The organism is Pseudovibrio sp. WM33 (assembly GCF_001623165.1).
GTDB lineage: Bacteria > Pseudomonadota > Alphaproteobacteria > Rhizobiales > Stappiaceae > Pseudovibrio.
On the sequence record NZ_LMCK01000124.1, the window covers coordinates 42,959 to 56,983 of the forward strand.

The window sequence follows — 14,025 nt, forward strand, 5'->3', positions numbered from 1 at the left end:
TTTTATAGGCGTTAGACAGTCTCGTTGACCTGCTCATCTACGATGCGGACAATGTCTGACATGATTTCTGTCAGGTGGAAGTCCTTTGGTGTGTAAACGGCTGCAACACCTGCGTTTTTCAGTTCTTCGGCATCCTCTGACGGTATAATGCCGCCAATGATGATCGGAATATCCTCCAAGCTGTTTTCTTTCATTTTGTCGAGCACATCATGGACCAGTGCCAAATGTGAGCCAGACAGGATCGATAGGCCTACGACGTGGACGCCTTCTTCAAGAGCGGCGTTGACGATTTGGGCAGGCGTTAGGCGAATGCCCTCGTAAACAACTTCCATGCCGCAATCACGGGCACGTACTGCGATCTGCTCTGCGCCATTGGAGTGGCCATCCAGCCCCGGTTTGCCAACGAGGAATTTAAGCCGTCGGCCCAGCTTCTCTGAAAGCTCGGAGACTTTTTTCTGCACCTCTGCAAGGCTCTTGTTGTCATCCGGCGCCGCTTTGCCGACGCCAGTTGGGGCACGATATTCGCCGAAGACTTCACGCAGGGTAGCGCCCCATTCTCCAGTCGTCGCACCTGCCTGAGCTGCTTTGATAGATGCTTCCATAATGTTGTTGTCAGAAGAAGCTGCTGCGCGGAGCTCCAGTAGAGCGGATTTAACAGCGTTCTCGTCACGTTCAGCTCGCCAGGTCTGAATGCGCTGGATGGCTTCTTCTTCAACATGCTCTGGAACCGTGAGGATGCCGCCGTCTTCATCTGATGCCAATGGAGATGGTTCAGTCTCAGTCCATTTGTTGACGCCGACGACGATCTGATCGCCAGATTCAATGCCTGCCAGACGCTTGGAGTTGGACTCCACGAGCTTCTGCTTCATATAGCTGGACTCAACGGCTGCAACCGCACCGCCCATTTCTGCGATGCGGGCAAGTTCTTCTCTTGCTTGTTCTTTGAGCGCTTCGACCTTGGTTTCAATCTCTTTGGAGCCATCGAAGATATCTGCATATTCCAACAGGTCCGTCTCATAGGCCATGATTTGCTGCATGCGCAGGGACCACTGTTGGTCGAATGGTCGCGGGAGGCCAAGAGCTTCGTTCCATGCTGGTAGCTGAACGGCACGAGCGCGCGCGTTTTTAGAGAGGACAACAGCCAGCATCTCAACGAGAATCCGGTACACGTTGTTTTCTGGTTGCGGTTCTGTCAAGCCGAGTGAGTTGACCTGAACGCCGTACCGGAAGCGACGGTAACGCTCTTCTTCAACGCCATAACGATCGCGGCAAATCTCATCCCAAAGCTCTGTAAATGCTCGCATTTTACACATCTCGGTGATGAAGCGCATGCCTGCATTTACGAAGAAGGAAATCCGGCCCACGAGTTTAGGGAAATCGCTTTCAGAGATGACACCAGAAGCGCGAACATTGTCCAGAATTGCGATAGCAGTGGCGAGCGCGAAGGAGAGTTCCTGTACTGGTGTCGCTCCTGCTTCTTGCAGATGGTAGGAACACACGTTCATCGGGTTCCATTTGGGCATGTTCGTGTAAGTCCATGAAATCACATCGGTTGTGAGACGCATGGACGGGGTGGGCGGGAAGACATAGGTGCCGCGGGATAGGTATTCCTTGATCAGATCATTCTGGGTGGTGCCAGCCAACAGAGAGCGGTCCGCGCCTTGCTCATCAGCCGCCGCCGCATAGAGCGCGAGCAGCCATGGGGCTGTTGCGTTGATCGTCATGGAGGTGTTCATGCGCTCCAGTGGGATCTCGTTGAAGAGGGTGTGCATGTCTCCCAGATGAGAGATGGGTACTCCAACCTTGCCAACCTCACCGCGCGAGAGCGGATGGTCCGGGTCGTATCCTGTCTGAGTTGGGAGATCGAACGCAACAGAAAGGCCCGTCTGACCCTTTGCGAGGTTCGTGCGGTAGAGCCGGTTGCTGTCTGCAGCGTTGGAGTGTCCTGCATATGTGCGGAACATCCACGGACGGTCTTTAGTTGCGCCTTTAGGTGAACCGGTACTCATAGTCTATTGCCTCCCTGATCCTCCCAGCATTTTATAAGGGACAAGATCTCAATTCTGCCTACACCTTTGCATAGGTTTTAATGGTTGGTGCAATGCAACATTAGAAGAAGTATTCTTCGCAAGTTAAGCAATAGTTGTATATATTTCATGAGTTATTTGTAATGATAATTCTCAGATAGCCGATATTGACAGGTTGTATTGTTTTGCGTTGCAGCAAATAGTGGATTGGAAGCGTTAGCAGAGAACTTGCTTTCACTCTCATGAGGGAAGGGCGCAACGCAAACTTGGAGGAGAATATCATGAGTTCCGTTGCACGGGTTGTCGAAGCTGGGTCAGAGGGAGGCTCTGAGTTCAAGGACCTCTATGAGATTGGTGAAATTCCACCGCTGGGACATGTTCCAAAGAACATGTGGGCGTGGACCATTCGCCAAGAGCGCCATGGTTCCCCTGATACAGCGATGGTCAAGGAAGTGGTGCCAACGTGGGAGTTGGACAGCCATGAAGTGCTCATTCTGGTTATGGCAGCAGGCGTGAACTACAACGGCGTTTGGGCTGCCCTTGGCGAGCCGATTTCCGTTTTTAAGGTTCATAAGCAGCCCTATCATATCGCTGGTTCTGATGCCTCCGGTATCGTTTGGGCGGTTGGTTCCAAAGTTACTCGCTGGAAGGTAGGCGACGAAGTTGTCGTTCACTGTAACCAGGATGACGGGGATGATGAGGAGTGTAACGGCGGTGATCCGATGTTCTCTAACTCCCAACGGATTTGGGGTTATGAGACACCTGATGGGTCATTTGCGCAGTTCGCTCGTGTTCAATCTCAGCAGCTGATGGCGCGTCCTAAACACCTGACTTGGGAAGAGAGCGCTTGCTACACTCTTACTCTGGCGACTGCATTCCGTATGCTGTTTGGTCATGCACCGCATGATTTGAAGCCAGGTCAGAATGTTCTGGTTTGGGGGGCTTCTGGCGGTCTCGGTGTGTTTGGGGTTCAGCTGATTGCTGCTGCCGGAGCGAATGCGATTGGCGTTATTTCAGATGAGAGCAAACGCGAATACGTGATGTCGCTTGGAGCAAAGGCCGTTATCAATCGAAAAGACTTTGATTGTTGGGGTCAGCTGCCGAAGGTGAACTCGCCTGAGTATGATACGTGGACCAAGGAAGCGCGTAAGTTTGGTAAGGCGATCTGGAACATTACCGGTAAGGGTAATGACGTTGATATGGTGTTTGAGCACCCAGGTGAAGCAACGTTTCCGGTATCAACACTGGTTGCCAAACGCGGTGGTATGGTTGTGTTTTGTGCGGGTACCTCCGGCTTCAATCTGACCATGGATGCTCGCTACGTATGGATGCGCCAGAAGCGTATTCAGGGTTCGCATTTCGCGCATTTGAAGCAGGCGAGTGAGGCGAACAAGTTCGTGATTGATCGCCGTATCGACCCTTGTATGAGTGAAGTGTTCTCATGGGACCAGATTCCGCAGGCTCATATGAAGATGTGGAAGAACCAGCATGCCCCAGGAAACATGGCGGTTTTGGTGTGTGCACCAAAGACTGGTTTACGCTCACTTGAGGATGTTATTGAAGCCACTGAAAGCTAAGTAGGATCACGAAAGGAAGTTGGCGCTTTTATGCTGTCAACTTCCCGGTTTCCTTAAGTTTCTCACTTATATTTTTTTATTGAACGATGATTCAATATTATTAAATGAGCGCAGATTTTCTCTGCGCTTTTCTTTTTGTAATCTACGTGATTATTCGACATCATTTGACGTTATTTTTTATTTCAATTTACTGTGAAATTACCTGAATTTTCCGTGGGGATTACCTGTAAAAGAAAGTTTAAAATAGTAGTTTTGCTTCAGTAAATTTTTTTTCTCTTATTTTGCGTTTTAAATGGTGGTACTAGGGAGTTGTGAAAGCTTTATAACTTCATATTCAGTGTATTCACATAGTATATCTTTTTATATTTATTTTCGGAAAATATCTTGAGCAGATGTCTAAGTTGACAGAAAATTGAATTTATCTATTTTTAACGGTGCAGTTGATGTGCTCAACCTAGTGTGTCCTGCAATTGCTGAGTTTTTGACTTAGCATTACGGCCAGAACGACAAGCTGTCCTTGGCGGCTTTTCTCTCTGACCGAACAAAAAGTATGTTTTGGTTGTTTGGAGGCATCCGTGTTGAATTTTAAATCTGCTCTCGCTGCATGCGTAGTTGCATTCCCTTTTGCTGTGTCTACAGCAGAAGCTGCAGATCCTGTTTGTGAAGTTGACCGTCCTATCGTGTTTGCTGGTTTGGATTGGGACTCCAATGCTTTTCACAACTCTGTAGCTCAGTTCATTGCTGAAAAAGGGTACGGCTGTGAAACGGATGTCATCCCAGGCTCCACTATTCCGCTTCTGAACGGTATGGCGCGTGGCGATATCGATGTGACCATGGAAATCTGGCCAGACAACGTGACTGAAGCTCTTGCTGAAGGCAAAGCGAAGAACCAGTTTGTTGATCTTGGCGTGAACTTCCCTGATGCGACACAGGCTTGGTTTATTCCAAAATATCTGGTTGAAGGCGATGACGCGCCCGCAAAAGGTCTGAAGTCTGTATCTGACCTGCCAAAGTACAAAGACGTGTTTTCTGACCCAGAAGAGCCAGAAAAAGGTCGCTTCTACAACTGTATCGCTGGTTGGGGCTGTGAGGTCATCAACTCCAAAAAGCTCAACGCTTATGGCTTGCTTGATAGCTTTGTGAACTTCCGTCCTGGTACAGGTGCAGCGCTTGCAGCTGCGATTGAATCAAACGTTCGTCGTAAGAAGCCAATCGTGTTTTATTACTGGGGTCCAACCTGGGTCATGGGTAAGGTTGCTGATGATCTGATTCAGCTGGAAGAGCCTGCCTACAGCAAAGAAGCTTGGGATAAGCTGTCTGCAGAGACAGATCCATCCAAAGTGACCGAGGCGGTTGCGTATCCTCTGTCTGCGACGCACGTCTTCGTCAACACAGAGTTCCATACTTCTGCGCCTAAACTGGTTGAGTTCCTGACTGCTTATGAAACCACCAGTAATGACGTTTCCAAAGCTCTTGCTTACATGCAGGACACTGGCGGAACCACAGATGATGCTGCTGCTGAGTTCCTGAAAAACAACGAAGAACTCTGGACCGGTTGGGTTCCAGCTGATGTCGCTGAGCGTGTGAAATCTGCTCTGTAATATCAAAGACAGCTGACTGTTTTTGAAAATTAGCGAATGAAAAGTGATCACGGAACTTGTTTCCGTGATCCTTGCTATGAAGAATAAGAGGATCACATGGCTTTCGACGTGTTTCCCAACTTTGGGAAACCTATCCGGACTTCCACAAACGATCTGGTTGATTTTCTCGTCGTGAATTACGGCGATGGATTTGAGGCCTTTTCCAACTCCATCCTATTTTTGCTGGTGCGGTTAGAGCGACTTCTCCGAGGTGCCGACCCTATCGTTATTTTGATCTGCATCGGCCTGATTACCTTTGCTGCGAGCCGCCGGTGGGGGCTTAGCCTGGTTATGATGGGGGCCATGTGGTTCATCGGCACATTGGGGCTTTGGGAAAAGTCTATGCAAACAGTGGCGATCTTGCTCGTTGCCGTGCTGATCTCCGTGGTGATCGGCGTGCCGCTTGGCGTTATTTCTGCTCGTTCAAACCGTTTCAGAGCTTTGCTCAATCCGGTATTGGATTTGATGCAGACTATTCCAAGCTTTGTTTATCTTATTCCTGCGGCCATGCTGTTTGGTCTGGGTAAGGTGCCAGCTATTCTGGCGACTGTGATTTATGCTGCTCCTCCGCTTATTCGACTGACGGATCTTGGCATCCGTTATGTGGATGAAGAGGTTGTTGAGGCGAGCCGGGCCTTTGGTGCGACGCGCTGGCAGATCCTTAAGGGCGTTCAAATCCCACTTGCGCTGCCTTCCATCATGCAGGGTATTAACCAGACTATGATGATGGCGTTGGCTATGGTGGTGATTGCGTCCATGATTGGTGCACGCGGCGTGGGCGAAACCGTTCTGCTTGGGTTGCAACGTAATGATGCAGGACAAGGTTTGCTCGGCGGCTTAGCGATTGTTGTTCTTGCCGTTGTGTTTGACCGTATCACACAATCAGCCGGACAACGGATGCAGGCGCATCGCAAGATAACAGGGTGAGGCGCTAACACATGGCATTGATCGAAGTACAAAACATTACCAAGATTTTTGGCAAGGCGCCTGGCAAGGAGCTTGCCAAGGTCAAAAACGGTGTGGGCAAAGATCAGCTGCTTGCTGAAACTGACCATACTCTTGGCCTGCATGATGTCTCCCTTAGCATCGAGAAGGGCGAGATTTTTGTGATCATGGGCCTTTCCGGTTCTGGTAAGTCTACGCTTATTCGTCACTTTAACCGCTTGATTGACCCAACAGACGGGCACATTCTGGTTGATGGCGAGGATGTTATGGCTCTTTCTGATAAAGAGCTGGAAGACTTCCGCCGTCATCGTATGTCGATGGTGTTTCAACGCTTTGGCCTGATGCCGCATCGGACAGTACTTCAGAACGTTGCTTACGGTCTTGAAGTGCAGGGCATTACAAAAGCAGACCGCGAGACTACTGCTCGTGAGTGGATTGAAACGGTTGGGCTTGGTGGTTTTGAACACCAGTACCCGAGCCAACTTTCCGGTGGCATGCAGCAGCGTGTTGGTCTTGCCCGTGCGCTTGCAACAGATGCTGATATTCTGCTGATGGATGAAGCGTTTTCTGCACTTGATCCGTTGATCCGCTCTCAGATGCAGGATCAGTTGGTGGAGCTGCAGGAGAAGCTGCATAAGACCATTGTGTTTATCACGCATGATCTGGATGAAGCTTTGCGTATTGGTGACAAGATCGCGATTCTTAAGGACGGTGTGCTGTCACAAGTTGGTACGCCGCCAGAAATCCTACTTGAACCAGCTGATGATTATGTGCGGGCGTTTGTGCGTGACGTGAACCGTGCTCGCGTGTTGACCGTTGATACCGTTATGCAGCCACCTGCTGTGCGTATTACCCATGACAACATGGAAAAGGCGCTGGCCGATATGCGTCGTCATGACGAAGACTTTGGTTATGTGGTTGAGGACAAAGAATTCCGCGGCATCGTTACGCAAGAAGGTCTTGCAGAGGAAGTTGCTAAGCCAGGTGATAGTCCATCCCTTTATGCTTTTGCTGATGACAGCAACGCAGTAGAGCTGGAAAGCACTTTGGAAGAAGCTCTTCCAACAACATTGGAAGCAGATTATCCAGTTCCAGTTGTTTGTGAGGATGGACATCTCATGGGCGTGTTGAGCCCAGAAGAGATGGGTAGCGTGCTGACACCTCCAGAAGAGCAAACCGATGCTGAGACTGAAGGTGCTGAAGAGAAGAATGAGACGGCTGAAACAGCCAAGCCTCATGCTTTGAAAGAAGCGTCCTAACGTTTTTACCAAGAAGTTTGAAAGGCCGGCTTTGTCCGGCCTTTTTTAATTCACTTATACGTGTGCTTTTAGTTTGAGCTTGGTTTGCCTCATTTAGTCGGTAGTGTGTCCGAGAGATTCGAAATTTGCCGAAAAGTGATTTTGTATGAAGACGTTTCGTAGTGGGAGTATTGCTCTGGTTCTTGCTGTTGGACTGATGCTCACTGGTTGTGTCAGCCCTGATGAAACGCCAAGCTACTATCAGAACTTAGAGAGCCACTCTGCGCAGATTGATGCGAGTGTTGTGGCCTCAATGATCTCCAGCTATCGTTCTCAATCAGATTTATCGCCGGTTACGGTTGATCCAGCTTTGATGCGTGTTGCTCAGGCACAGGCAGATGGAATGGCTCGTGCGGAGGATGTTAACGCTGCGCGCAAGGGCGATCTTAAGCTCGCCGTCTTGATGAAGAGGGCCGGGCAGGGTGATGCTCATGCGGTGGGTAATCTCAGCGCTGGTTATCGCCGATGGGCCGAAGCCTTTTCCGGCTGGCGTGACTCGCCAAAACATAATGCAGTGATGCTGGATGCAAACGGAACGCGCATTGGTATTGCAACGGCTTATGCGCCTCGGTCAAAATACAAGGTTTTCTGGAGCCTTGTCGTAGTCGGACCGCGTTAACCCACTTTCCTTTGGAGGCTAAAAGAGCGACCAAAGGCCAGTATCTCGTTGTGCGCTGCAGCGATAAACTCTCTTCACTAATGAATTTGGGTTTAGGGGATTTCTGGTGTGCTGCCACCACTGACTTCATACGAGGAATTGCGAGCTGAGTTTCGCTGGACTATTCCTGCGCGCTATAACATTGCGCATGATGCTTGTGATCGTTGGGCGGATGTTGAGCCTAAGCGCACGGCTTTGCTGCATGTGCTGTCTTCTGGTGGTGTTGAAGCGTGGAGCTATGGTCAGCTCAAAGGAAATTCCTGCCAGCTTGCAAACTCGCTGCAGTCTTTGGGTGTAGCCCCGCGCGACCGTGTGGCATTGTTGCTGCCGCAAGCGCCTGAAACTGCCATCTCTCATCTTGCGATTTATCGGCTCGGAGCTATCGCAGTTCCATTGGCTGCTTTGTTTGGTCCAGATGCGCTAAGATACCGGCTGGAGAACGCTGGTGCGAAAGTGGTGATTACCAATCAGGCAGGACTTGAGAAACTTTCTGCACTTCGTGAGCAGCTCCCGCTTCTTGAGCATGTCATTTGTGTCGACGGTGCTGGGGATAGAGCTGTTGGTTTCTGGAACTTGCTTGAACAAGGCTCTGACAGCTTTGAGAGCTATGCGACTAGCCCTGATGATCCAGCTTTGATGATTTACACCTCAGGCACAACAGGACAGCCTAAAGGCGCGCTGCTGGCGCACCGCGTGTTACTTGGGCATTTGCCGGGTATACAAATGGCACATGAGATGCTGCCGCAGGCTGGAGATGCATTTTGGACACCTGCTGACTGGGCTTGGGCGGGAGGTTTACTGAATGCATTGCTGCCTTCGCTGAAGTTCGGGGTGCCAGTGGTAGCTGCCCGGATCGACAAGTTTGATCCGGAAGGTGCATTTGACTTGATGGCTCGACATGGCGTTCGTAACGCGTTCATTCCACCTACTGCACTCAAGATGATGCGAAGTGTTGACCATCGTAAGTATTCTGAAAAACTCCAGCTACGTTCTGTTTGCTCAGCGGGAGAAGCATTGGGACGTGAAGCATTTGCTTGGTGTCATGAAGCGCTCGGTGTTGCGCCAAACGAGATGTACGGTCAGACTGAGTGCAATCTCGTGCTGGGCTCTGGGGCGGGGATAGGAGTTTCACGTGCGGGCGCAATTGGTAAAGCTGTGCCGGGACATGATGTTGCCGTTATCCGACCAGATGGATCTGTTTGCGAACCAGAAGAGCAAGGCGAGATTGCAGTTCGGCGTGGTACGCCTGTTATGTTTCTGGGGTATTGGCGGAAACCTGAGGCCGATCAGAGCAAGTTCCTTGGTGGTTGGATGCTGACAGGTGACCAAGGTGTTGTTGACATGGATGGATATGTCAACTTCGTCGGTCGCAATGATGATGTCATTACTTCAGCTGGTTATCGCATTGGGCCGACTGAGATTGAGGATTGCTTGATCAAACATGAGGCGGTTGGACTGGCTGCTGTGGTCGGTAAGCCAGATCCGATACGGACGGAGATTGTGAAGGCTTATGTTGTTCTGAAAGATGGCTTCGAGCCAAGTGAAGGCTTGGTTGATGACATTCGCCAATATGTGCGGGTGGGGCTTTCTGCTCATGAATATCCGCGGGAGATTGAGTTTGTTTCTGAAATGCCTTTGACGACCAGCGGAAAGGTTATTCGCCGGATTTTACGAAATAGAGCGCAGGAAGAGGCTGAGCTGGTTGAAGGCTAGGCTACTATTTTCGACCAAGCAGTTTCTTAATTTTGCCCTTTAACGCCAATTTTGCACGAGCTCCTGCTTGCGCCTCCCACATTGCAAAGCGTGCAATTGGGCCTGTGCCAATAAAAAGCGTGGCATATGGGAACCTTGAGGTCCAGGCTTTGTTTGCCATCTGATTATCCGGTGTGGAGAGGGAGTCGGCACCTGAGAACGCGGGATCTTCGAGAAGTTTTTGAGTGCTGAAATAGATGAGCAGTTGTCCCGGTGAGAACTTTGCGAAGCTCTCATCGAAGGTTGTTTTCCAGCCAAATATGCGGCCTTGCTCACGCAGTAGGATGTTGGTCGCAATCAGCTTATCGTCGAATCGCAACTGACCAACACGAATGTTATCTGCTTCGCCTGACTTTGATACCAGCTCACGTGTGAAAGCAGCATCAGGTGCTCTGGAAAGGAGCGCGGTGCCTTGCTTGCCTTTCCAGCCAGCCGCCTCGAGCTTTAGGAAATCTTCGAGTCCTGCTTGAATGTCATCTGAGGTTTCTAACATGGTGAAGGAAAGCGATCCTTCCTTCTCTAACCTGCGCTGGTTTTTAAAGGCGCCTTTCCATGAGGACCGTTTTTTGAGGGCGTCAAAGTCGGCGCGACCTTCTCTGCCAGATAGCTGGAAGGCGCGATCTTCTTTCGAGGAAACCTGATACTTCCATCCGTGTGCTGAAAGTACGTTTTCCAGACACTTATAGACGGGGCCGCCGGTTCCATGGAAAGGGAGGATTAGTGTTTTGGTCCAGCTCAAGTTGCAGGCAGTTTCCAACAGTTTGCTGAGTGCCGCTGGCGTCGCTTCCTCAGAAATCAGCAGGGTGCCGAGTGGCCCATAATCACCAGCTAATGTGCTTGGTAGTTTGAAGAGGAGGCCACGTCTTACCAATACGACGGGCATAACCGCGAGCGCTTTTGTACCGGAAGGATCAAGTGCCAGTAACAGTTTGATTGAACCATTTGCTTTGTGTGCGTTGAATGCACTTACGAAACTGCTGGAGAAGAATGGGTTGAGCTCCAGTGCATGCTGAGAGAGTTGCTGCCACAGGTGCTCAGCTGCCTTATCTTTGCCGGGTGTCAGCAGTTTTATCGTGGTGCTATCCTGCTTCATTGACTGGAGTTTCCCGTCTCTTCAATGGCAAAATGAATGTGTGCAACCCAAGGCGTTTGTAGGCAACGCGATAAAGAATGCATGCTTCAAAAAATATGACCAATGTGGTCGCCAGAGCGGCTCCATACAGGCCCAGTGTTGGAATAAGTGCTGTGTTGAGAATAAGGTTCACCACAAAGACACTGGCATAGATCTTTGCGCAAGTGTTTTGGTGCCCTGATAGGGTCAGTAATGCGTCAACCGGGCCAACGGATGCGCGTGCCAACACACCAACGACAAGGATGTAAAGGATTGGTGTGCCTTGAGCAAAGTCCTCTCCAAACAGCGAGAGGAGGAATGGTCCAACGGCCATGACAAAGCCGGCCATGAGCAGTGTTGGCCAGAAGGTCATTTTAGCAGCGCTGGCTACAAAATCCTTGAGGCCATCTCGGTCGCCTGAGTGGTAAAGACGGGCCATGCGCGGTGCGCTTGCGGCGCGTACCGCGTAATAAACAAAATGCATCAGAGCGAGGGTGCGTGATGCTGCGAAATAAATTCCGACTTGATCTGGCGGGAGCCAAAGGCCGATTAAGATGACATCAGAGCTGGTGATGAGCTGGAAGAAGCCATCAACTGCCAGCATGGGAACCGATACAAGCAGCCATGACTTTATTTGCAGTTTACGTGGAGCAGGGTGGCGGACTTTGTTCAGCGAGACTTCCATCATAATTGTCTGAAAGAAGGTGATCGTCCAGACGGCTGCAATGGTGACGATGCAAGCTGTGACGGCTGTTGGCGGATAGCCCAGCATCAGCGCAATCAACATGAATGCGAGCACTAGAAGAGGGCGGCCTATAAAATCTGGCAGCATTGCCTTGAGCTGCCAGTCTTGCGCACGGGCAATGCCTTCCAACATACCGGTGTAAGTGTGCATGGGCAGGCAGATTGCTATGAGATAAAGCGGCAGGATGTATGCATTGCCAATGAAATCAGAGAAAGTCCAGGCAATGGCTACGCCAATTACTGCAATGGTTGTTGAGCTAAGCAATACAAGGAAACGGGCGCTGAAGAGCAGGCCATTGAGGAGCTCATATTGCTTCTTCTCCAGATACTCTGGAATGAAACGCAGAAGGGAAACAGAAAACCCAAGCCCCGAAAAAACGCTCAGTATGATGATGACCGTCCAGACAACAATGAAAATGCCATATTCTGAGGCGCCCATCCAACGAGCCAGAAAGACCTGTATGATGTAGGCGAGTGCTGCGCTCCCGATGCGTACTGCAAAAACAATTAGCGCAGAGCGTCGCGCTCCTCCAGCCTCACCTTTGCTGAAGAGAATGCTGAATAGTTTTTCCAAAATCGGCAGCAGTTTTGCATGGGTGCTGTAGGGCAAAAGCACTGCTGACCATTTGAGGAGGAGTTCTTGCACGCGATACGCCTTAATTATTTCTGGTCAATTATTACTAGTATGAAAATTAATATTTTCGGAATGCTGTTCTGTGGTGTTGTCGTGTTGATTGGTCCCTGAGTTAAAACAAAGGCTTAGTTGGATCTTGAAGTTTTTAAAATTCTTGTTTTGATACTCTCGCAGTTTTTGATGCTTGACTCATGTGCGATTTGACGGAATCAATATAAGAACATATAGAGAACAAAATGAAATTTACCGAGAGTGAATGAACGCGAAAACATCGCGAATTGCAGAGCTGCGCGACCGCCTCGCAGTGCTAGAGGGACGCCTCCCTTCAGCCGTGCAGCTTGCGCCGGTCCCTGCATCCGCCCAAACTGAGCAGGGACCGGCTCCTCTTGGTGAGGTGCTGACTGTCTTAGTCTGTAAAATGGCTAAGACAATCACGCTGGAAGGGTATTCAAGTGGCTTATGATGAGGAACTTAGTGATCAGCTTCGTGAGGAGTTGGAAGGCATTATGGGGATTTCGGAGAAGCGGATGATGGGTGGGCTGTGCTTTTTTCTGGATGGGAATATGCTGGCTGGGGCGCACCGTATTAAGAGTGAAGAGGCTCGCTTTATGTTTCGTGTTGGAAAAGACAATGAAGTGGAAGCGCTCGGTCGAGAGGGGGCTGAGATTGTTGAGCTTGGTGGTCGCCGAATGGGAGGATTGGTGTTTGTGGCTGCTGAGGTGTGTGATCAGGCGGCGCTTAGAGAGTGGATTTCGCTCAGTATGAGTTTTGTCGCTGGACTGCCAGCCAAACAGTTGAAAGGAAAAGGCTGACGCAGGTTGATCATAATCTGATCGCCTTCAATGTCAGCGCCTTCATATGAGCGTCACAGCTTTGTCGGTTGCTGTTCTTATAGACGTGGATCTTCGCAAATTTGGGCGTCGCCCTTTAGTACTTTTTTGATTTCGTTGAAGGCTCGTTTCATGGTTGTGCCCTTGACCCAGCCAACGACCAACAACCGTAACCCTGGGTTCTTAGGGTGCTTTCCTGCGATGACTTTAACAGCCCAATATTGCCGTCCTGCAAAGCCAGGTTCAACGAGTTTGTAGGCGCGGAACTGTAAGTACTGGATTTCTGATAGGTTTTTTTTAGAAAAACTTTGTAATAGTGTTGTGCAATCTTGATTGGGCTTGCTAATTAGGACTAAAGATCCATCGTTTAAGTGTAGCTCCTTAGTAGATTCATAAATTTCACAGCCGGATCCAACAGTATTAGGTGTGTTTTGTATTAGTGATCTCCACTTCATAAACTCCGCTCTGTTAGCGTGAACTACGTTCATTTAGATGTTTCCTGGTCGATACTCATATTTGTGTGACATACACATATGTACCAATAGTTTGAAATAGTTTTTTTTCTAATTTTAATAAGTTTGGATGTAACGAGGCTTGTCTGAACCTTGTCGGCGTTCCGCTAACCCGTTACGCGAAGGCGCCTTTTCCCTACGGAATGTGATTGTTAATGAAGCAACTTAAAGATGTGGGAAACTCGTGCTGACATACCGGGAGTATCGCAGGAATATATGGAAACGATGTTTTCTTGTGTTGGCATCTTATGCTGCTAGCTGATGCAAAATATCTTGGTAAGCCTCAGTTTAGGTTCA

Annotated in this window: 12 protein-coding genes; 8 read left to right on the top strand and 4 right to left on the bottom strand. The window is 49.8% G+C overall.

Annotated elements, in window-relative coordinates; all coding sequences use genetic code 11:
- Positions 1-11 precede the first annotated feature (11 nt).
- Positions 12-2,009: a methylmalonyl-CoA mutase family protein gene (locus PsWM33_RS21385; RefSeq protein ID WP_063301576.1), complete on the bottom strand. Its 1,998-nt coding sequence runs from the start codon at positions 2,007-2,009 to the stop codon at positions 12-14.
- A gap of 299 nt (positions 2,010-2,308) precedes the next feature.
- Here PsWM33_RS21385 and ccrA point away from each other — a divergent pair, with 299 nt between their 5' ends.
- The 6 genes from ccrA (at position 2,309) to PsWM33_RS21415 (ending at position 9,858) form a co-directional block, all read left to right on the top strand.
- Positions 2,309-3,604, top strand: coding sequence for a crotonyl-CoA carboxylase/reductase (ccrA, locus tag PsWM33_RS21390; RefSeq protein WP_063301636.1), 1,296 nt, complete (start codon positions 2,309-2,311; stop codon positions 3,602-3,604).
- Positions 3,605-4,179: 575 nt separating this feature from the next.
- Complete coding sequence (locus PsWM33_RS21395) at positions 4,180-5,205, top strand: ABC transporter substrate-binding protein (RefSeq protein ID WP_063286104.1); 1,026 nt, start codon at positions 4,180-4,182, stop codon at positions 5,203-5,205.
- 108 nt (positions 5,206-5,313) lie between these two features.
- Positions 5,314-6,171 carry an ABC transporter permease gene (locus PsWM33_RS21400; RefSeq protein WP_063301637.1) on the top strand — a complete coding sequence of 286 codons (858 nt, stop codon included), beginning with the start codon at positions 5,314-5,316 and terminating at the stop codon, positions 6,169-6,171.
- Between the two features lie 11 nt (positions 6,172-6,182).
- On the top strand, positions 6,183-7,448 hold the full coding sequence (locus tag PsWM33_RS21405) for a quaternary amine ABC transporter ATP-binding protein (RefSeq protein ID WP_063294495.1): 1,266 nt from the start codon (positions 6,183-6,185) through the stop codon (positions 7,446-7,448).
- Positions 7,449-7,593: 145 nt separating this feature from the next.
- Complete coding sequence (locus tag PsWM33_RS21410; RefSeq protein WP_063301577.1) at positions 7,594-8,106, top strand: CAP domain-containing protein; 513 nt, start codon at positions 7,594-7,596, stop codon at positions 8,104-8,106.
- Between the two features lie 108 nt (positions 8,107-8,214).
- Positions 8,215-9,858 (top strand): AMP-binding protein, encoded by a 1,644-nt coding sequence (locus PsWM33_RS21415; RefSeq protein WP_063301578.1) that lies wholly within the window; start codon positions 8,215-8,217, stop codon positions 9,856-9,858.
- A gap of 4 nt (positions 9,859-9,862) precedes the next feature.
- On the opposite strand, the gene PsWM33_RS21420 is transcribed toward PsWM33_RS21415, so the two are convergent.
- Together PsWM33_RS21420 and PsWM33_RS21425 are read right to left on the bottom strand one after the other, a co-directional pair.
- Positions 9,863-10,990, bottom strand: coding sequence for a GNAT family N-acetyltransferase (locus PsWM33_RS21420; protein WP_063301579.1), 1,128 nt, complete (start codon positions 10,988-10,990; stop codon positions 9,863-9,865).
- Positions 10,977-12,398, bottom strand: coding sequence for a lipopolysaccharide biosynthesis protein (locus PsWM33_RS21425; protein ID WP_063301580.1), 1,422 nt, complete (start codon positions 12,396-12,398; stop codon positions 10,977-10,979). Before PsWM33_RS21425 ends, PsWM33_RS21420 begins: the two co-directional genes overlap by 14 nt.
- 244 nt (positions 12,399-12,642) lie before the next feature.
- On the opposite strand from PsWM33_RS21425, the gene PsWM33_RS21430 reads away from it, so the two are divergent.
- On the top strand, positions 12,643-12,849 hold the full coding sequence (locus tag PsWM33_RS21430) for a hypothetical protein (protein ID WP_063301581.1): 207 nt from the start codon (positions 12,643-12,645) through the stop codon (positions 12,847-12,849).
- Complete coding sequence (locus PsWM33_RS21435) at positions 12,839-13,198, top strand: TfoX/Sxy family protein (RefSeq protein ID WP_063301582.1); 360 nt, start codon at positions 12,839-12,841, stop codon at positions 13,196-13,198. The genes PsWM33_RS21430 and PsWM33_RS21435 overlap by 11 nt, the downstream gene beginning before the upstream one ends.
- A gap of 77 nt (positions 13,199-13,275) precedes the next feature.
- Here the strand turns inward: PsWM33_RS21435 and PsWM33_RS21440 are convergent, their stop codons facing one another.
- On the bottom strand, positions 13,276-13,704 hold the full coding sequence (locus tag PsWM33_RS21440; RefSeq protein ID WP_063301583.1) for a hypothetical protein: 429 nt from the start codon (positions 13,702-13,704) through the stop codon (positions 13,276-13,278).
- Positions 13,705-14,025: the final 321 nt, after the last annotated feature.